Source organism: Bradyrhizobium sp. SZCCHNR2028, assembly GCF_032380995.1.
Lineage (GTDB): Bacteria > Pseudomonadota > Alphaproteobacteria > Rhizobiales > Xanthobacteraceae > Bradyrhizobium.
This window is the reverse complement of sequence record NZ_JAUHJF010000031.1, coordinates 1-18224: the sequence shown is the minus strand read 5'-3', so window position 1 is coordinate 18224 and position 18224 is coordinate 1. Positions and strand designations below refer to the sequence as shown.

15 protein-coding genes and 1 tRNA gene are annotated in these 18224 nt (G+C 65.9%); 8 read left to right on the top strand and 8 right to left on the bottom strand.

What is annotated here, in order from left to right:
• Together QX121_RS29645 and QX121_RS29640 are read left to right on the top strand one after the other, a co-directional pair.
• Nucleotides 1–948 carry an alpha/beta hydrolase gene (locus QX121_RS29645; RefSeq protein WP_315736473.1) on the top strand — a complete coding sequence of 316 codons (948 nt, stop codon included), beginning with the start codon at nt 1–3 and terminating at the stop codon, nt 946–948.
• Between the two features lie 73 nt (nt 949–1021).
• Nucleotides 1022–1870, top strand: coding sequence for a tetratricopeptide repeat protein (locus tag QX121_RS29640; protein WP_315736474.1), 849 nt, complete (start codon nt 1022–1024; stop codon nt 1868–1870).
• On the opposite strand, the gene QX121_RS29635 is transcribed toward QX121_RS29640, so the two are convergent.
• Both QX121_RS29635 and QX121_RS29630 read right to left on the bottom strand, forming a co-directional pair.
• On the bottom strand, nt 1860–2570 hold the full coding sequence (locus tag QX121_RS29635) for a hypothetical protein (protein ID WP_315795948.1): 711 nt from the start codon (nt 2568–2570) through the stop codon (nt 1860–1862). The two genes, QX121_RS29640 and QX121_RS29635, sit on opposite strands and share 11 nt — an antisense overlap.
• Nucleotides 2571–2646: 76 nt before the next feature.
• A complete protein-coding gene (locus QX121_RS29630) occupies nt 2647–3849 on the bottom strand; it encodes an ABC transporter substrate-binding protein (RefSeq protein WP_315795950.1) in 1203 nt (400 codons plus the stop codon).
• Nucleotides 3850–4001: 152 nt separating this feature from the next.
• Here QX121_RS29630 and QX121_RS29625 point away from each other — a divergent pair, with 152 nt between their 5' ends.
• Nucleotides 4002–4676: a GntR family transcriptional regulator gene (locus QX121_RS29625; RefSeq protein WP_315813716.1), complete on the top strand. Its 675-nt coding sequence runs from the start codon at nt 4002–4004 to the stop codon at nt 4674–4676.
• Nucleotides 4677–5145: 469 nt separating this feature from the next.
• Entirely contained in the window at nt 5146–5295 is a 150-nt protein-coding gene (locus QX121_RS29620; protein WP_315759439.1) for a hypothetical protein, read from the top strand.
• Nucleotides 5296–5560: 265 nt separating this feature from the next.
• Here the strand turns inward: QX121_RS29620 and QX121_RS29615 are convergent, their stop codons facing one another.
• From QX121_RS29615 to QX121_RS29605, 3 genes are all read right to left on the bottom strand, one after another.
• Nucleotides 5561–8365: a di-heme-cytochrome C peroxidase gene (locus QX121_RS29615; protein WP_315813715.1), complete on the bottom strand. Its 2805-nt coding sequence runs from the start codon at nt 8363–8365 to the stop codon at nt 5561–5563.
• A gap of 173 nt (nt 8366–8538) precedes the next feature.
• Entirely contained in the window at nt 8539–10332 is a 1794-nt protein-coding gene (locus QX121_RS29610) for an adenylate/guanylate cyclase domain-containing protein (RefSeq protein WP_315779146.1), read from the bottom strand.
• A 114-nt stretch (nt 10333–10446) separates the two neighbouring features.
• The gene (locus QX121_RS29605) at nt 10447–12192 is read right to left on the bottom strand and encodes an adenylate/guanylate cyclase domain-containing protein (protein WP_315777898.1); all 1746 of its coding nucleotides are present in this window, start codon (nt 12190–12192) and stop codon (nt 10447–10449) included.
• A 174-nt stretch (nt 12193–12366) separates the two neighbouring features.
• On the opposite strand from QX121_RS29605, the gene QX121_RS29600 reads away from it, so the two are divergent.
• Nucleotides 12367–13008: a LysE family translocator gene (locus tag QX121_RS29600; protein WP_315795955.1), complete on the top strand. Its 642-nt coding sequence runs from the start codon at nt 12367–12369 to the stop codon at nt 13006–13008.
• 1 nt (nt 13009) lies between these two features.
• On the opposite strand, the gene QX121_RS29595 is transcribed toward QX121_RS29600, so the two are convergent.
• A complete protein-coding gene (locus tag QX121_RS29595) occupies nt 13010–13762 on the bottom strand; it encodes a sulfite exporter TauE/SafE family protein (RefSeq protein ID WP_315795957.1) in 753 nt (250 codons plus the stop codon).
• Nucleotides 13763–13847: 85 nt separating this feature from the next.
• Here QX121_RS29595 and QX121_RS29590 point away from each other — a divergent pair, with 85 nt between their 5' ends.
• Nucleotides 13848–14738, top strand: a complete 891-nt coding sequence (locus QX121_RS29590) for a LysR substrate-binding domain-containing protein (RefSeq protein WP_315737053.1) — start codon at nt 13848–13850, stop codon at nt 14736–14738.
• A 66-nt stretch (nt 14739–14804) separates the two neighbouring features.
• Here the strand turns inward: QX121_RS29590 and hisN are convergent, their stop codons facing one another.
• Both hisN and QX121_RS29580 read right to left on the bottom strand, forming a co-directional pair.
• Nucleotides 14805–15590 carry a histidinol-phosphatase gene (gene hisN / locus QX121_RS29585; protein WP_315813714.1) on the bottom strand — a complete coding sequence of 262 codons (786 nt, stop codon included), beginning with the start codon at nt 15588–15590 and terminating at the stop codon, nt 14805–14807.
• 485 nt (nt 15591–16075) lie between these two features.
• Nucleotides 16076–16960: an N-formylglutamate amidohydrolase gene (locus tag QX121_RS29580; protein WP_315736485.1), complete on the bottom strand. Its 885-nt coding sequence runs from the start codon at nt 16958–16960 to the stop codon at nt 16076–16078.
• Between the two features lie 344 nt (nt 16961–17304).
• Between QX121_RS29580 and cpdR the strand changes: the two genes are divergently transcribed.
• Entirely contained in the window at nt 17305–17664 is a 360-nt protein-coding gene (gene cpdR, locus QX121_RS29575) for a cell cycle two-component system response regulator CpdR (protein ID WP_006610087.1), read from the top strand.
• 118 nt (nt 17665–17782) lie between these two features.
• Nucleotides 17783–17857 (top strand) — tRNA-Val (locus tag QX121_RS29570).
• Nucleotides 17858–18224 lie beyond the last annotated feature (367 nt).

Genomic DNA, 18224 nt, shown 5'->3' with positions numbered 1-18224 from the left:
ATGACGCTCGTCTCGATTCCCGCCAATCCCGTCCCCGAAAACGCCACCGCCGGCACCATCAAGACTCCCGATGGCGCCGAGCTGCGCTTTGCGCGCTGGGCCCCGCCGGCCGGGCGCAAGGGCACGGTGTGCGTGTTCACCGGCCGCAGCGAGATGATCGAGAAGTATTTCGAGACGGTGCGCGACCTGCGCGACCGCGGCTTTGCGGTCGCGATCATCGACTGGCGCGGCCAGGGCCATTCGTCGCGGCGCCTGCGCGATTCCCGCAAGGGCTATGTGCGCTCGTTCTCCGACTACGAACTCGACGTCGAGACCTTCGTCACCCAGGTCGTGCTGCCGGATTGTCCGCCGCCTTATTTCGCGCTGGCGCATTCGATGGGCGGCACCGTGCTGCTGCGGCTCGCGCATGCCGGCAAGCGCTGGTTCGATCGCGTCGTACTGTCGGCGCCGATGATCGATCTGCCGGACAGCCGCACCGCGCTGCCGGCTCGGCTGCTGCTGCGGGCCATGCGCATCGCCGGGCAGGGCGGCCGCTACGTGCCGGGCGGAAACGACGAGATCAGCGGGCTGGCGCCGTTCGTCAACAATCCGCTGACCTCTGATCCCGTCCGCTATGCCCGCAACGCCGCGATCCTCGAGGAGGATCCGACGCTCGGCATCGCCTCGCCGACGGTGGCCTGGGCCGATTCCGCCTTCTCGGCGATGATGACCTTCCGCGGCATGACCTATCCCTCCCAGATCCGGCAGCCGATCCTGATGCTGGCGGCGTCCAGCGACACCGTGGTGTCGACCGCGGCGATCGAGGAGTTCGCCTATCATCTGCGCGCCGGCTCGCATCTCGTCATCGCCGGGGCCAAGCACGAGATCCTGCAGGAGCAGGACCGCTACCGCTCGCAGTTCTGGGCTGCGTTCGACGCCTTCGTGCCGGGCACGCCGCTGTTCGGGTGAGCGTGCTGCTGGACACTCCTGGGGCCGGCGAGCTAGCTAGACTCGACCTCTTCCTCGGAGCTTGGCTGCAGACGTGAGTGAACGGCGGAAAAATCAGCAGGCGCAGGCGCTGCAGGAAGCGATCCACGCGCTGCGCGCGCGGCAGTTCGCGCGCGCCGAGCAGATTGCCGCCTCGATCCTGCGCACAGCCAGGACTGATCGCGCCGCGCTGCTCGTCCAGGCCCATGCGTTGCTCGGCCAGCAGCGCGCGAGCGAGGCGATTGCGCCGCTGGAGAAGGCGGCGCTCCGCGGCAGCGATCCGGAGCTCGAGACGCTGCTCGGCGCCGCCTTGTGCGAATCCAGACGTGCCGCCGATGGCATCGCGCAACTGCGCAAGACCGCGGCGCGGCGGCCGCCTTTTCTGCCAGCGTTCCAGGAGCTGGCGGGGCGGCTTGCAAAGTCGGGACAGCTCGGTGAAGCCATCGCCGTGATCGAGGAGGCGCTGACGCTGTCACCCGACAGCGTCGACCTCCAGCTCGATCTCGGACGCCTCCGTCTCCAGGCCAATGACCGCGTCCGTGCCCGCACGCACCTGCTGGCAGCGCGCGAGGCAGCGCCGGGGCGGCCCGACATCCTGATCGAGCTCGCCTGGGTGCAGTTCCTCGACGGCGACTATGCAGAGGCCGCCGGTACCTACCGCCATGCGCTAGGCCTGCGGCCCGACGACACCCAGACCCGCGCCAATCTCGCGATGTGCCTCGCCGAGATGGGGGATCGCGATGGCGCGCAGGCGGCGCTGCGCACGGTGGTGCGCGGCCGGCCGCATCTGCTGACACGCGCGGCCTACACGCTCGCGGTCACCTCGCACGGCCGCTTCTTCTTCCGTCCGAGCGATGCCGCCAGATTCCTGCAGATCGACGGCGCTGCGACAGCTAAGCCCTGAACCGCTTGCGATAGACGCCGGTCTCGCGCTTCAGCGCGTCGCGCACCACGTGGATCTCGGCGATTTCCTCTTCGGTGAAGGCCGAGGTCTGCATCGCCCACGTCTGCCGCTTCACCGGAATGCATTGCGCGACCGGCGTACCCCTCGGGATCACGCCGCGAAACGCCGTGTCATGCCAGTGCGCCGGGAAGTGCACGAACGAGTCGTGAAAGCGGTCGCTGTCGACCAGTCCGGTCACGGTGGTGAAGGGCAGGTCGAAGCGGTTGATGGGATGCGTGAACAGCAATGCCCAGCCCTCCGGCGCCTCGATCGTCCAGAGATTGTGAAACTTGAGCAGGAAGCGGTCGGTCTCGAACAGCGGCGAGCCCGCGACCTGCGCGACGTCGTGGAAGCTGATCGGCGAGCGCGGAAAATCGATCGCGCCGCCCGGCGGCAGCTCGTTGTCCCAACTGATCCCGCCATCCTCGACCTTGAGGTCGCAGATCAGCGGAATGAGGAAGCCCGTCGTCATCGCGTCGATGAAGGGCGGGCAGCGCTTGACGGTCTGCTCCTCGGCCTGGTTGAGCGCGCTGAACGCGGTGGCCGGCATCGTCTTGATCCAGTCGGGAACGCCCATCGGCGCCGGCACCGGCTGCGGAATGAGGCGTTCGAGCTCCTTCGGACAGCGGAATTTCAGCGTGAGCGGTTCAGTCTCGGACATCGGCGCCGCGGCTCTCCTGTGGACGACGGCAGAGGTCTACGCCTTCGCCGCCGAAAGTCCAACAGGGCAGCCGCCGCTACTTGGTCGACAGCACCTCGCCGAACCGCTCCCACTGCTTGCCGGTGAAGCGCATGAACTGCACCTGCTCGACCGGCAGATGGTCGCTCTCGCTGGTGCTGACCTTGATGCCCGGCAGCAGCATCGGCAGCTCCAGGTCCTTGATCGACAGCGCCTGCCGCAAAATGTTCTCGCGCGACAGATCGTTGCCGGCCGCCTTCAGCACGTGCTCCAGCACCATGCCGTTGTTGTAGCCGTTGACGTAGTTGGAATCGCGGATGTCGCCGTCGGGCACGTATTTCGCCATGTAGTCGCGCCAGCCCTTGACGCCGGGATCGTCGGCCCAGGCCGGATCCAGCGGATCCTTCACATAGGCGGTCGAGATGATGCCTTTGCCGGCCTCGAGGCCCGCCGGCTCCATCACCGAGGACATCCACACCGACACGTTGGTCAGGAAGGTCATCGGCCGCCAGTTGATCTCGAAGGTCTTGCGGATCGCCTGCGCGGCGAATTTCGGCGTCGCGGCAATGATCAGCGCGTCGGCGCCGCTGGATTTCAATTTCACGATCTGCGAGTCGATGGTCGGCTCGGTAGCCTCGTAGCTCGCGACGGTCACGGCCGTGTCGAAGCGCTCGCCGAGCACGTCCTTCAGCCCGGTGAGATAGTCGCGGCCGAAATCGTCGTTCTGCGCGAGGATGGCGAAGGTCGCATCCGGCTTCTGCTGCAGCGCGTAGCGCGCATACATCCGCGCCTCGTTGCGGAACGGCGCCATCACGCCCATTACGGCCTGCGGAAACTGCGCGGCATCGCCGAACTTCGAGGCGCCCGAGGCGACGAACAGCTGCGGCACCTTCTTGCCCTGTAGGTACCTGGCGATCGCGGTGTTGTGCGCGGTGCCCATGGTCGAGAAGATGAACGACACCTCGTCGCTCTCGACCAGCCGTCGCGTCTGCTCCACGGTCTTGGGCGGCACGTAGCTGTCGTCCAGCGAGATCAGGTTGACCTTCCGGCCGTTGATGCCGCCGCGGTCGTTGACCATCTTGAAGTAGGCCACCTCGCCTTTGCCGAGGATGCCGAAGGCGGACACCGGCCCGCTATAGGGCATGGTCTGTCCAATGCGGATCTCGCTGGCGGTGATGCCCGGCTGATCCTCCGCCCGAGCGGGTACGGCGAGGACGGACGCGACGACGAACAATCCTGCCGCTGCGATGGCGCTTCGCATGGATACCTCCCTGATGGGCCGCGCTGCCGGCGGCGTTTTGGCGTTGAGCATAGGGGGATGGCGGAGGCTGTGCAATTAAAATATATTTTTTTGATGAAAGTATACTTTTAGGCTCTGCTAGTGTGAATCGATTGTCCCGCGAGAATGAGTCGATGTCCGGCAGCGCCACCCAGACCGTCTACGAGCAGTTGCGTGCCAGCCTGCTCGCCGGCCTCTATCGTCCGGAGGAGAAGCTGAAGATCAGCGAGCTCGGATCAGCCTTCTCGGTCAGCACCGGGGCGATCCGCGAGGCGTTGGCGCGGCTCACGGCGGAAGGGCTGGTGACGGCGACGCCGCAGCGCGGCTTCCGCGTCGCGCCGGTCTCGGTGGCCGATCTGCGCGACCTGACCGACATGCGCGTCGAGATCGAGACCAAGTGCCTGCGCCACGCCATCGCCAACGGTGATCTCGCCTGGGAGACCACGGTCGTTGCCGCGCATCACCGTCTGGCCGCGACGCCGATCGCGGCCCATGACGGCAGCTTCTCGCCGGCCTGGATGCTGGCGCATGCCGATTTCCATGCCGCGTTGGCCCAGGCCTGCGGCAGCGCCTGGATGATGCGGGTGCGTGATCTCCTGTTTGCGCATAACGAGCGCTATCTCGATCTCGCCCGCAAGACCGATCGTGGTAACCGCGATGCCGCGCGCGAGCATCGCGAACTGATGGAGGCGGTGCTGGCGCGCGACGCCGAGCGCGCGGTGACGCTCATGACGGCGCATCTCGACAAGACCCGGGACACGATCGAGGCGGCGCTGCTCGCAGCGACGGCAATGAATGAGGCGAGATAGGATCGAGTCAGGGCGCCGACCGCGAACGTCTTCGACGCGATATGTCCCGAGCCGGACGTCATCAACCGGATGACGGGATATGGCCTGGCGGCTACGGCCACGTCATTCGAGGTGTCGATATGCTTTCGCTGGGAAACACCGGATTCTCGTTCTCTCGCCGCGCGTACACGAGATCGCTCTGGCGACACAACCATCGTGCCCCACGCGCGTAGCGGTCCACCCTTGTCGTCGACATTGTGATCCGTTCAGCGCGAGCGGTTACGAAGATTCAACTTTTTCGAGCGCCGGCGCTTTCCTCACCTTGATGCAGATACAGATCGGCCATCAGTGTTAAGCGGGCTTCATGCCGGGCTTGCTGTGCATTCAAGGATGCATTCACCACGCGCCGATCTCTCCAAGTTTGGAAACGCCCCGGTAACGCACCGTCCCTCTAGTGACGTCCACTAACGACATTCAGGAGGAGGCATTGATGATTATGATGATTGCGCGGAAGCTGGTTGGTCCCCATGCGCTCAATTCCGGATTCGGTTTGGTGACCATGTTCTCGTTGACGGGCGTGGTCGCTTCTCTCGTGCTGGTCCAGCACGGAGTGAATGTCAGCCCGCCCGCGATGTTCTGATCGGGCAGAAGAACGTAGCTCGCTCCATCCACCTCTGCCCGCGTAAGGCACGCTATGGCGCCAGCCTGCGCCCCATCGCCGCCCGGGAGTATGGGTCCCGGGTCGGCGCACGGACGTCGCTGTCGCGCTCAGTGAGTTGTAGGGACCGGAGCTCATGGACCTCCGTCCCAACCCCTGCCCGCAACCGGGAGGGGAGGAACCGCTCTCGCCGCAAGAGATCAGTCCCGCGAGGCCCGTGGCTTCGTCGTGACGAAGGTGCGCATCCTCACAGCGTCTTCAGATATTCGATGAGGTCCCAGCGCTCGTCCTCCGAGAACGCACCGCCAATGATGCCGTTCGGATAGTCCTTGTTGGGCTTCGTCGGACCTTCGAAGGAATGGCCGAGCGTGCTGTTGCCCTTGATCGGCTTGCCGCTGGAATCCTTGGCCATGAACAGCGTCTGACCGACCTTGCACGCGCTCTCGCCGCCCTTCGGCACGGCGAAGCCGACCGGCTTCGGGTCATAGTCGCGCGCGCCCTGGCAGAACGAGGTCGGCCGCTCGGCGGCCGGCGTCAGCAGCCAGTACAGCGACGGTACTGAGCCGTTGTGCAGATAGGGCGCAGTCGACCAGACGCCGTTGAGCGGGCGGGCGCGATAGGACTTGCCGGCCGGGTTGGGACAGTTCTTGCGGTCGCCCCACAGCGCGGCGCGCTCGGCCTCACCGAGATTGCGGTCCTCCATCCATTTGTCGCTGGCCTTCTGCACGACGGCCATCAGCGCCAGCGCATAGGGCATCTCCGTGGTCGAGCCCTGCGGCAGGTTGCAGCCCTTCAGATCCTTGGCCGGATCGACCTCGAGGAATCCTGCCACCTTGACCTTGCGGTTGGCGAGAATGCTCGCCTGTCCGGAGTCGGTCTGCATCGCGTCGACCGGCTTCTGCACGAGGTCGAGGATCGGACCCTTGGCATTCCAGCCCTTGCTCTCCCAATCCTCGGCGGGCTTGATCTTCCAGAAGCTCTTGTCCGGATAGGTCTTGTCGAACACGGGGTCGGCGACCGGCCCGAGATGGCACTCGACGCAAACAGCGGCATAGAGCTTCCGGCCGCGTTCAACGCGTGCCGGATCGATCTTCCAGGCGTCGTCGCCGGCGAACAGCTTCTCCGGCCATTTCGGCGAGGTCAGCCCGCCGAACGCGGGCGTCGTCGTCGCGAACGGATCGGGACCACGCAGCATGTTCTCGATGTAGAGCAGGTTGTCGATCGCCATCGACGACCGCCACAGCCTGTCGCTCGCGGTCTCCGGCGAGAAGTTGATCTGTGCGGAGACGCCGAGCGCCTCGCCGGCATTGCGGATCAGGGGCTGTGCGATCGAGCCGTCATATTGCGCCCAGGAGAACCACGGCACGGTCCAGATCGGCGGATAGGACACCGGCGCGTCGATGGCCTCCTGGTTGCCGAGCATGTTCGGCAGCCCGCTCGATGCCATGTCGAGGTAGAACACCTGGTTGCCGATGCGGTTGAGGGCATCGAGCCGGCCGAAGCCTTCCTCCGTTTCGGTCTGGCCCTTGGCCTCGATCGTGGTCTTGTAGTTGTTGGCCTGCATGTTGAGCGCGAAATCGGTCGCGGCCTTCAGGCCCTTCTTCAGGGTCTCGCGATCGGCGTCGGAGGCGTTCGGCCCGAGCACGCGATCGGCAAAGCGGGAGAAGCGGCCGGGCACGTATTGCGTGAAGATCATCGCAAAGCCCATGGCTTCTTCCAGCTTGCGCAGGTCGGCCATCCCGGGGCCGCCGTCGAAGCGCACGCTGACGCCCTTGTAGTGGATGCTGCCGGCGTGACAGGCCGCGCAGGTCAGGCCGATCTTGTCGGACTGCGCGGCGCCGGTGGCGGGATCGGTCGCGCCGGTGAGCCGGGCAAAGCCGACCGGCAGGCCGCCTTCGTTGCCGGCCGGGGTCGGCTTCAGGCCGGACGGCAGCGGCGCTGCCGGCTCGGTCTTGGCAGCCGTGGCGGCGTAGCCGAACGGCCGGAGCGCGCTGGGGTCGCCGTCGACGCTCTTCGGGCTCGGGATGAAGCCGAACCGTTCGAGATAGGCGCTGTCGGAGATCAGGCCGGGCGTGCCGAACGGCGTCAGATAAGGCTGCTCCATCGCCATGAACCAGGCGTAGGGAATCGGAAAGGTCGCGGTGCCCTGCGTCACGTGGTGAAACCAGTGCCGGTCCTGCGTGGTCCAGCCCTGATCGAGCCAATAGGCCGCCCTGGTCGGCTCGGTCTCGGGCAAAGCGGGCGGAATCAACGCCGCGACCTTCTTCGGCAGAACCTTGCCGAGCCTGTCGCTGACGGCGTCGGGTGCGGCCACCCAGGCGAGCAACATGGCGGCGCCGGCCAGCACTGCCGTGCCGACGAGTGCCTTGCCGATGCGCCAGACGATGTTCGCGGGCTTGGGCTTGGCTGTCAGCCGTGCGGCGATACGCTGCGGCAGGCGGCGGTCGACGAACAGCGTGCGGACCTCGGCAACGGACAGATAGCGGCCGTCGCCCTCGCCCTTGCCGAGGATGTTCAGCAGCACTGGCCATTCGCCCTGCATCAGAATGGGGAAGTACCAGCGCACCCGATCGCCGTCGCGCGTCAGATTGGCCTTCATGAAGGTCTGGATCTGCGCCTCGTTGAGGCCGCGCTCGGTGCCCCCATTGGGATCGGGATAGTCGCTGCCGAAGCTCGCGAACCGGTCGATCTCCCCGGGATGGACCTTGGCCTCGGCGTCGAGGATGCGCGATCCGCCGCCGTGCTTGTCGAGCGGACCGTTGCGCAACTGGTCGAGATCGGCGCCGGACCACAGGCTCTTCAGGAGCCGCAGCGGCGACAGGCCGTTCGCGATCAGGGCAACGCCGAAGGTCTCGATGCCGACAAGCCGCTTCTTGAAGCCGGTCTCGCCGCTCGCCGCCTCGACCCGGTCGCCGATGGTCTTCAGGGGGACGCTGTGGCCGTCGACGAAACCGCCGGCGACGAGCGCGCGCAGGAAGGGACACGGGTTATCGGACGAGACCGGAAGCTGTCCGGGCAGGGCGTCACGGACGCGGGCGCTGTCTTCTTGCATCGAAGAACATCCTTGGAAAGCACCTGAGTGATGAAAACGAAATCACGCCAACAAACGAGGGCGGCGCCGAATTGCGCCGAGGAACGGGCGGAGCCCCGCCATCTGAACGTTACAATGCAATCGTCAATGATTGGCGTAACCCGCCCAAGTGTCAACCTCAAGTCGCGATCGCGCTACTCGCCCGCGAATTTCGCCTTGGTGTCCACCAGGGTGAGCTTGGTCAGCGGCACGCCGGCCCTGGTGAGGCCGTCGCGATAATGCGCGATGTCGGCCGGATTGCGCCAGCGGATGTTGCTCAGGAGGCGCTCGATCGTCATCCACGGATGCTGGCTCAAAAGCGCCGCGACGGCCTCGCCGGCTTCGACCGAGCGTCCGAGCTGCGCCAGCGCGGCGGCGCGGATGGCGAGGCACTGCAGATGGTTCGGGTTCTGGTAGTGCGACTCCCGCGCCCAGGACAGCGAGGCGTCGTACTGGCCGAGCATGTAGTGGCTGAACGCGCTCAGCACCGACCATTGATAGCGCGGATCGCTGTTGCCGCGCTGGGCCGCGACCGAGAACAGCTCGATCGCCTGGCGGTGCTCGCCGGCGACGAGATGGCAGACGCCGAGCACGCCGCGCGCACCCATGTCGTAGGGATTGAGCTGCAGCGACTTGCGTGCCGCTTCCATCCCGGCTTCCACCCGACCCTGCATGGCGTGGACATAGGCCAGCAGCGAATAGGAGAAGGACGAGCGGGAATCGAGCCGGACGCCGGCCTCGGCGAGCGCCATTGCCTCGTCCCACAGCTCCCGCGAATTCCTGATCCAGCCGAAATGAATGCCCTGCAGCAGGATGGTGCCGAGATAGGTGTGGGCGATGGCGAGACCGGGGTCGATCCTGATCGCCTCGCGGAACAGCGCGATCGAACTCTCGTAGTCGGCCTTGGTCGGCTGGTAGTAGTGCGACAGCCCGCGCAGGAAGCGGTCCCACGCCGTGAGGTCGGTGGTCTTGGACCGCACCGGCACCGCCGCCTCGGCACGGTAGATCTCGGGGATCAGCGCGGTGCACAGATTGGCGGTAATGTCGTCCTGCACGGCGAACAGGTCGCCGATGTCGCGGTCGTAGCGGCCGGCCCACAGCTGCTCGCCGTTCTCCGGCGCGACCAGCTCGGCGGTCACCCTGATCTTGTCGCCGGAGCGCCGCACCGAGCCCTGGATCAGATAGGTCGCATCGATCTCGCGCGCGATCAGGCGGGCGCTCATGCCGGCATGCTTGAAGGCGAAGGTGGAGTTGCGGCTGAGCACGCGGAAGAAGGACTGCAGCGACAGCGCGTGGATGAGGTCTTCCGCCAGGCCGTCCGAGAAATATTCGTCGGTCTCGCCGCTGAGATTTGCGAACGGCAGCACGCCGACGATGGCGGTCCGGTATTGCGCCGGCAGGGTCGTGGCGGACCGCTGCTCGCGGGTCTTCTCCGGCGAGGACGGATCCCAGGTCCAGACGTTGATGGTGTCTTCGATGTTCTTGAAGCGGAACGGCCCGCGGTCGACGAAGGTGACCGTGAGGTGCTTGCTGGCTTCCTGGTAGGCCTTGTGGGAGACGGCAATTCCGCCGGGCGGTGCTGCGGCTTCAAGTCGCACAGCAGTGTTGACGCCGTCGCCGAATACCTCGTCCTCGTCGAAGATGACGTCGCCCATGTTGAGGCCGAGGCGAAACTGCATCACCCGGTCGGCCGGCAAATGAGCATTGCGCTCGGCCATCAGCTTCTGCACCTCGACCGAGGCCGCGATGGCGCCGACGACGCTCGGAAATTCCAGGAGAAATCCGTCCCCTGTGTACTTCACGATGCGGCCGCCGTGATTGAGGATGATCGGGTGGATGGCGCCGCGATGCGCCTTGAACGCGGCATGGGTTCCCGCCTCGTCGGCGCCCATCATCCGCGAGTAACCGACCACATCGGCACAGACAATCGCGGCCAGCCGTCTCTCCATTCCGTCTTTGCTCCTACTCAGGGCGATACCACGGCAACAGCAGTCGAATCCAATCAATTTGCGGAAGCAATGTGTAGGCCATGTGGCGGGCCGGCGACATGCGGTCCGATTGGCTCACGTCAGCCCGGCCCTGATCAGTCCGTCGCGGTAGTGGTCGATGTCGTCCCGGCGTTTCCACCGGATGTTCTTGATGTGGCGATCCAGCGTGAGCCAGGGATATTGCGCGCGCAGCGCGTCGACGGCGTCGCTCGCCTGGTCCGTCGCACCAAGTTGCGCCAGGGTTGCCGCGCGGATCGTCAGCGCCTGCAGATGGTTCGGGTAGAGAAACAGCTCCTCGCGGGCCCACGACAACGCGGCCTCATAACGGCCGAGCAGGTAGTGGCTGTAGGCGTTCAGCGCCGGCCATTGATAGCGCGGATCGCTGTTGCCGCGCTGGGCCGCGATCGAGAACAGATCGATGGCCTGCTGGTGCTCGCCGTTGACCATATGGCAGAGCCCGAGCACGCCGCGCGCCCCCATGTCGTAGGCATTGAGCTCGGTCGCCTTGCGCGCCGCCTTCATGCCGTCCTCATGGGCGCCCTGCATGGCCTGCACGAAGGCCAGGATCGCATAGGCGAAGGAGGAGCGCGCGTCGAGCCGCACGCTGTCCAGCGCCAGGTTCTTCGCCTCGTCCCAGAGCTCGCGCGAGCCCTTGATCCAGCCGAAATTGATGCCCTGCATCAGAATGGTCGCGAGATAAGCGTGCGCGAGGCCGAGCGTGGGATCGAGCGCAATGGCTTGCCGAAACAGCGAGATGGAGATCTCGTAGTCGGCCTTGGTCGGTCGGTAGTAGTGCGACAGACCGCGCAGGAAGCGGTCCCAGGCGGTCGGGTCGGTCGCCGGCGCACGGACCGGAATCGAGGCTTCGACACGATAGATCTCCGGCATCAGCGCCGCGCACAGGCTGGTGGTGATCTCGTCCTGCATCGCGAACAGATCACCGACGTCGCCGTCATAGCGACCGGTCCACAATTGAGCGCCGGTCTCGGGCGCGATCAGTTCCGCCGTCACGCGGAGCTTGTGACCAGAGCGCCGTACCGTTCCCTGAATCAGGTAGGTCGCATCGATCTCGCGTGCGACCAGGCGGGGATTGAGGCCGCGGTCCCTGAAGCGAAACGTCGAGGTGCGGCTCAGGACACGGAAGAACGATTGCAGCGACAGCGCATGGATCAGGTCGTCCGCGAGCCCGTCGGCGAGATACTCGTCGGCGCCGTCGGAGAGGTTGACGAATGGCAGCACGCCGACGATCGCCGTGCGATATTGTGGCGGCAGGCCGGTGACGCTCGTCCCGGCCCGGATCGCCGCCTCGCTGCCGGGCTCCCATGTCCACGCCTGCACCGGCTCCTGCAGGTTCTTGAACTGGAAGCTTCCGGCGCTAGTCAGCTCGATGGGGAGTTGCGGGCCGGCCTCCTCATAAGCCTTGGCCGAGACAGCAACACCGCCCGGGACGGCGATCGATTCGAGATTGACGGCGACATTGATGCCGTCGCCGAAGGCCTCGCCGTCGTCGATCGTGAACTCACCCTTATGAATTCCGAGCCGGAAGCGCATGTTGCGGTCGGCCGGCAGATCGGCGTTGCGCTCCGCCATCAGGGACTGCATCTCGACCCCGAACTGGATGGCGCTGGCGGCGTTGGCGAATTCCAGCAAAAAGCCATCGCCGGTGTGTTTGACGATGCGGCCGGCGTGATTGAGAATGATCGGGTGGATGGCGCCGCGATGAGCCTTGAAGGCGGCGTGCGTGCCGTCTTCGTCGATTCCCATCATGCGTGAATAGCCGGCGACGTCGGCGCAAAGGATGGCAGCGAGGCGTCTTTCCATCACATCGTGCTCCCGCCTCGCGCATACCACGACCGAGGCGGCCGAATCCAACGCTTTTCCGGACCCTATCGCGGCACCTTTGCCATGCGGCCCCGCGCCGGCCTCTGCGGTGCGAGACAGCAATGCCGAGGCCAGGTAGATGATTAGACCGGTATCGTTAGGAAATGTTCAATCATGCTCGGCATTCACGATCTGCCTTTGTTTCTCGTCTCCGGGCTGCTGCTCAACGTCACGCCGGGTCCCGACACCGCCTACATCGTTGGCCGCAGCGCGCAGATCGGCTGGCGCGGCGGGGCCGCTGCCGCTTTCGGCATCAGCACGGGGTGCCTCGTTCACGTGTTCGGAAGCGCGATCGGGTTGTCGGCGCTGCTCACGGCCTCCGCCGCGGCCTTCGCGGCGGTGAAATGGGCCGGTGCGGCCTATCTGGTCTATCTCGGCATCACGCAGCTTCTGGCGCGACGGCCGGACACCGCCAGGGCCAGTGATGCGACGTCGATGCCGGCGGTGACGCTCCGCCAGGTGTTCTGGCAGGGCGCGCTCACCAACATTCTCAATCCGAAGGTTGCGATGTTCTTTCTCGCCTTCCTGCCGCAATTCGTCGCAGCCGATGCGCCGCACAAGGCGCTCGCCTTCCTGCTGCTCGGCACGATCTTCATCGTCAACAGCACGATCTGGTGCCTCGGCGTCGCCGTCGTCGCGGCCCGGGCTGCGCGCCGCGTGCGCGGCTCGTCCGCCGCGCTGCTCTGGCTCAACCGCGCGATCGGCGGGCTGCTGATCTATCTCGGCATCCGGATCGCGATGCTCGAGGCGCGCTGACCTACCAGAGCAACTCGACGACCGCCGTGCCGGCGAGATACAGGCCGAGCAGGATCATGGCGATCAGGAACACACGGCGGAACGCTTCGGCCGGCAGTCGGGATCGCGCCGCCTGGCCCGCGAACATGCCGACAAAGGCGCAGGCCATGGCGACCGCGCCGGGCAGGGCGGTGGCCGTGCTGAGCAGGCCGGAGCTCGTCAGGTTGAACGCCAACGTGACGGTGGCGACCGTGAAGAACACGCCGAGCGCCTGGACCAGCTCGTCCTTCTCGAGCCCGATCGCCTGCATGTACGGCACCGAGGGCACGACCTGCACGCCGGTGGCGGCCGAGATCAGCCCGGTGACGAGGCCGACGATGCCGCCGACCCATTTCTCGTGCGGGGGCGCGACCTTGAAGGCGAACTTGGTGAGGCCGAGCAGGGCATAGAGCATCAGCAAGACGCCGAGCGCGACGTTGCCCCAGCGGGTTGAGGCATGGCTGAGCGCGCCGGCGTTGAGGCAGATGCCGATCGCGGTCCCCAGCATCAGCGGCCAGAGGCGGCTGGCGATATCGCGCAGATAAGGGCCGGCGAAGGTCTGCCAGATGTTGGTGATCACTGCCGGCACGATGACGATGGCGAGCGCCCGGCCGGGCGGCATGGCGACCGCGAGCAGCCCGACCGAGATGGTCGGCAGGCCGAGGCCGAGCGCGCCCTTGACGAAGCCGGCCAAGGTGAGCGCGAGGGCGATGAAGATGAGGATGGGGTCGATCATGGTCGTCACATTGACCAGACCGCGCTGGCGGCACAATGTGGAGGTTACGGAGCAAGCCTTCGTCCAGGACTGAGGCAGGATGACCATGCGTTTCGATCTGGTCGATCTCAGGCTTTTCATTGCCGTGGCCGAGGCCCGCAGCATCACCGGCGGCGCCGACCGGGCGCATCTGGCGTTGGCCTCGGCGAGCGCGCGGATCAAGGGTCTGGAGGACGCGTTCGGCGTCGAGCTGTTCAAGCGCGGCCGGCGTGGCGTGGATCTGACCGCGGCGGGCGAGAGCCTGCTCGATCACGCCCGCATCATCATGGCCAATGTCGAGGCCATGCAAGGCGAGCTTTCGGGCTTCGCGTCCGGCCGCCGCGCCAATGTGCAGCTGCTCGCCAACACGGTCGGCCTCGCCGAGCATCTGCCCAAGGCGCTGGCCGCCTTCCTGCGCGAGCATCCCGACATCAATGTCGACGTCGAGGAGCGCGAAAGCACCGAGATCGCCGAGGCGATCGCGTCCGGCAGAGCGGATCTCGGCTTTGCGGCGGAGCATGCGTTGCCCGAGACGATCGAGCGCTTCGCCTTCGGCGAGGACCGGCTGATCCTGGTCGCCGGGCGGCGCAGCCCGTTCGCAGCCCGCCGGCAGATCGACTTCAGCGAGACCGCGGGGGAGGATTTCATCGGCCTCACGCAGGGGACGGCGCTCAACGTCCATATCGGCCGGCACGCCGCGCGGCTCGGCATCCGCCAGCACGTGCGGGCCAGGCTGCGCGATTTCGACGCGATCTGCCAGATGGTGGCGGCCGGGATCGGCATTGCCGTCGTGCCGGAAGCGGCGGCGCGGCGTTGCGCGCGGTCGATGCCGATCAGCCTCGTCGCGCTGCGCGACGCCTGGGCCGATCGCCGGCTCGTGATCTGCGCCCGCAGCTTCAAGGCGCTGCCGCGTCCCGCGAAACTGCTCGTCGAGCATTTGCGCCGGGCCGCCGCGTGAGGCGCCCGACGACAGGCCGGATGTCTCCGTTCAGCTCGAGGCGGAGCCAGGCCGGTGGAGGCGGGCTCAGCCCGCTGCCAGCCGCTTCAGCGCCGCTTCGTGGACGCGCTTGTCGCCGGCGGCGACGATCCGGCCGCCGTTCTGCGCCGGGCGGCCTTCCCAATCGGTGACGACGCCGCCGGCACCGTTGATGATCGGGATCAGGGCGGCGATGTCATAGGGCTTGAGCTCGGTCTCGATGACGAGATCGAGATGGCCGGCGGCCAGCATGCAATAGGAGTAGCAGTCGCCGCCATAGCGCGACAGCCGGGTCTCGGCCTCGACCCGGCCAAAGGTGGCGCGATCGGCCTCGTTCATCAACAATGGGCTCGTCGTATAGCACACCGCGTCCGCGAGACGCTCGCAGCGCCGGACCGAGAGCCGGCGCTCGCCGCCGCCGTTCTTGTAGTTGGCGGAGCCGTTGTCGCCGGCGAAGCGCTCGCCGATGAAAGGCTGGTGCATCATGCCAAACACCGGCGTGCCCTTGTGCAGCAACGCGATCAGCGTGCCCCAGGTCGGAAAACCGGCGATGAAGGACTTCGTGCCGTCGATCGGATCGAGCACCCAGACGTAATCGGCGTCCTCGCGCTCATTGCCGAACTCCTCGCCGACGATGCCGTGCTGAGGAAAGTTCGCCTTGATCAGGCGGCGCATCACCGCCTCGGCGGCGCGGTCGGCCTCCGTCACCGGATCGAAATCGTGCCTGCTGCTCTTGTTGTCGACCAGCAGCGAGGTCCGGAAGAACGGCAGGATGGTTTCGCCCGACGCGGTCGCCAGACGACCGATGAAGGCGGAGAAATCGATGACCGTCACAACGCGTCCTTGGGTGAGGGAATCGGGTGGCAATGAGCGGCTATGCCTAGCTCAAAGCGGTCCGGCGTGCATCCGGATATGGAACGCTGGCGTGGCATCTTGGATACCGTTTGGTGTCCGGCCCGCTGGCCGGGCGCGATTGATCCGTCGCTGGCCTCTCATGTGAAAGTGAAAGCGAAACCCGCGGTCCCTCTCGGGTCGTTTGGAATCTCCAATCAAGCCATTGACATCTATGATGAAAAGGAGAGGGCTGGGTCGCGCTGAACGCAACCCGGCCTATGTTTTTTTGCATGGAGAAGGGCGGAAAAACCCTTGCGCTTTGTGCAGCGCGATTGCATATTGTTGCGGTGCGGTAGCGCTTCGCGTTATCGCTGCCCTCCTTGGGCGTTTCCTCCCTAGACTTGGGCCGCTTGTCATTCAAGCGGCCCTTTTTTTTTGTGCCGACGCCACCAGCCGAAATCCCTCGTACCGAAAGCGCAGCCGCTCTATTCCGCCGCCGCCTGGAACGGCCCGAGGTCGCCGAGCGGCACCGTCGCCAGCACCTCGGCGAGCACGGCGAGATCGGAAGCGACCTGCGCGAACCGCGGTCCGCGCTCCCTGCGGCGCTCGTCCATGTAGACCGCGCGATTGAGCTCGATCTGGATCGCATGCAAGCCCGTGGCCGGATTGCCGTAATGCTCGGTGATGAAGCCGCCGGCATAGGGCTTGTTGCGGCCGACGGAATAGCCGAGCCGGCCGAGCACGTCCTCGACCAGGTCCGGCAGCAGCGACGCGCAGCTCGTGCCGTAGCGGTCGCCAATCACCATGTCGGGCCGGCGCGGCTCGTCGCGCGAGACGCCGACCGACGGCATCGAATGACAGTCGACCAGGACGACCGTGCCGAACTGCTGGTGCACGCGGTTGATCAGCCGGCGCAGCGCGCGGTGATACGGCTTGTACAGCGTCTCGATGCGGTGCAGCGCCTCGTCGACGCTCAGCCGGTCGCGATAGATCTCCTGGCCGTCGCCGACCACGCGCGGGATCGTGCCGAGGCCGCCGGCCACCCGCATCGAGCGGGTGTTGGCAAAGCTCGGCAGCCGCCCGGTGAACATCCGCGGATCGAGCTCATAGGGCTCGCGATTGACGTCGACATAGCAGCGCGGGAAATGCACCCGGACCACCGGAAACCCGCGCGACAGGAGGTCGCCGATCAATTCGTCCATGAACGAATCTTCGGAGCGCCTGAGCGACGGCAGATCGATGCGCGAGGCCTGGAGGAAATCGTCGGGGTAGGCCGATCCGGAGTGAGGGGAATTGAAGATGATGGGCGCGCGCCATTCGGTCGGCTCCATGATCTCGAACGGCGGCAATTCGCCATCAAAGTCCGTCATCTCTGGGCGCCGTCCCCTTGGTCACGTGCGTCGATGTCACGTCCGTTGATGCGCCGGTATCCTCCGGCCGATTCGCGCTGGACAACGCAGGCACTGCTCTTGCCAACGCACATCTTCGATAATCCGAGCCGTTCTGCCAAGCGAAAAGCAATGAAAAAGTTCACCCGCCGTTTGGAACAACTCTGAGCTGGCGTGCTGTTTCGGTCGAAGACCGCACCTTCAGCCCTCAAATTGCCTTGCCGATGTCGGATCAAAAGGCGCAATCTTTCACCCGAAATTTACCGCCCGTCAGGCTTAGTGGCGGCAACGCTCCGCCTCTCACCCGGACCAGACAACCCCTCGCCATGCACAAAATCCTGCTCGCCGAAGACGACAACGACATGCGCCGCTTCCTGGTCAAGGCATTGGAAAATGCCGGGTTCCAGGTCTCGCCCCACGACAATGGCATGTCGGCCTACCAGCGGCTGCGCGAGGAGCCGTTCGAGATGCTGCTCACCGACATCGTGATGCCGGAGATGGACGGCATCGAGCTGGCGCGCCGCGCCTCCGAGCTCGATCCGGACATCAAGATCATGTTCATCACCGGCTTCGCCGCGGTCGCGCTGAACTCCGATTCGGAGGCGCCCAAGAACGCCAAGGTGCTGTCCAAGCCGGTGCACCTCCGCGAGCTCGTCAGCGAGGTCAACAAGATGCTGGCGGCCTGAGCCGCCGGGGACGGACGTCCGGAACTGGCGGATTATTCCCAATTTCGGCATTTTGCGTCCTTGCCTGCCTGCGTGGGAGCCGATATAGGGACGCCCACCCGAACGGACTTCTGGACTAGGGCACGTAGCTCAGCGGGAGAGCACTACCTTGACATGGTAGGGGTCACAGGTTCGATCCCTGTCGTGCCCACCATCGGCCGATCCGGCCGGTGACCCAACCTCGGTCCATTCCCCGACCTTCGAAGAACCAGGCACCGAGATCCAGGCGCTGACATTGTCGGCGCGTGCGATTTTCCGGTGCACGGAGGCGCACCTGCGCCGAACGCGAGGCCTGCAGAGCGGCATGCCGATGGACGGTCCGGTGCTGGCCGATTTGGCGAACTTGACGTTGTCGACATGATCAAAGGACATGGCTTCGCTGTCTCGCGGCGCGCTGTCGCGTCCGAGGCTTGCTGATCGATCGCCCTCTTCGAGAAGAGGGCACGGGGAATGCCGGGCGCTGGCCGATCGGGATAGGGGGGAGTCTCGCGACTCCACCCCTCCCACACCACCGTACATAC

What these genes read in the sequence shown, in the direction of transcription:
- QX121_RS29625 (WP_315813716.1), top strand. Translation starts at nt 4,002, where the DNA reads ATGTCCGGCAGCGCCACCCAGACCGTCTACGAGCAGTTGCGTGCCAGC.
- cpdR (WP_006610087.1), top strand. Translation starts at nt 17,305, where the DNA reads ATGCACAAAATCCTGCTCGCCGAAGACGACAACGACATGCGCCGCTTC.
- QX121_RS29580 (WP_315736485.1), bottom strand. Translation starts at nt 16,960, where the DNA reads ATGACGGACTTTGATGGCGAATTGCCGCCGTTCGAGATCATGGAGCCG.
- QX121_RS29645 (WP_315736473.1), top strand. Translation starts at nt 1, where the DNA reads ATGACGCTCGTCTCGATTCCCGCCAATCCCGTCCCCGAAAACGCCACC.
- QX121_RS29620 (WP_315759439.1), top strand. Translation starts at nt 5,146, where the DNA reads ATGATTATGATGATTGCGCGGAAGCTGGTTGGTCCCCATGCGCTCAAT.
- QX121_RS29605 (WP_315777898.1), bottom strand. Translation starts at nt 12,192, where the DNA reads ATGGAAAGACGCCTCGCTGCCATCCTTTGCGCCGACGTCGCCGGCTAT.
- QX121_RS29590 (WP_315737053.1), top strand. Translation starts at nt 13,848, where the DNA reads ATGCGTTTCGATCTGGTCGATCTCAGGCTTTTCATTGCCGTGGCCGAG.
- QX121_RS29630 (WP_315795950.1), bottom strand. Translation starts at nt 3,849, where the DNA reads ATGCGAAGCGCCATCGCAGCGGCAGGATTGTTCGTCGTCGCGTCCGTC.
- QX121_RS29635 (WP_315795948.1), bottom strand. Translation starts at nt 2,570, where the DNA reads ATGTCCGAGACTGAACCGCTCACGCTGAAATTCCGCTGTCCGAAGGAG.
- QX121_RS29610 (WP_315779146.1), bottom strand. Translation starts at nt 10,332, where the DNA reads ATGGAGAGACGGCTGGCCGCGATTGTCTGTGCCGATGTGGTCGGTTAC.
- QX121_RS29600 (WP_315795955.1), top strand. Translation starts at nt 12,367, where the DNA reads ATGCTCGGCATTCACGATCTGCCTTTGTTTCTCGTCTCCGGGCTGCTG.
- QX121_RS29615 (WP_315813715.1), bottom strand. Translation starts at nt 8,365, where the DNA reads ATGCAAGAAGACAGCGCCCGCGTCCGTGACGCCCTGCCCGGACAGCTT.
- QX121_RS29595 (WP_315795957.1), bottom strand. Translation starts at nt 13,762, where the DNA reads ATGATCGACCCCATCCTCATCTTCATCGCCCTCGCGCTCACCTTGGCC.